Below are 232 nucleotides of genomic sequence, written 5' to 3' on the forward strand. Positions count from 1 at the left end.
AGTTGAGTCCGGGGAAATTCCGGGCATTCGTTTCGTCGCGAAATCCGCAATAGACGGCGTCCGCGCCTGCCTGGACGGCTGCCCTCAACGTAGCGGGAGTTCCGGCCGGGCAGACAAGTTCCATGCGTCCGCTTGTCATGCCTCTGGTGCCTTGCGTCTGGAGTTGCGATCGGCCAGTTGGCGCGCGACATCCAGCGCACCGAGAATTCCCGTATCGACAAGACGAGCCAGT

1 pseudogene is annotated in these 232 nt (G+C 62.1%); it reads right to left on the reverse strand.

The window, feature by feature from the left end:
- Positions 1-124 (reverse strand): annotated as a pseudogene (locus NR193_RS33420) (U32 family peptidase); the annotation flags it as partial.
- Between the last annotated feature and the right edge of the window lie 108 nt (positions 125-232).

This window comes from Mesorhizobium sp. Mes31 (assembly GCF_024519675.1).
Lineage (GTDB): Bacteria > Pseudomonadota > Alphaproteobacteria > Rhizobiales > Rhizobiaceae > Mesorhizobium.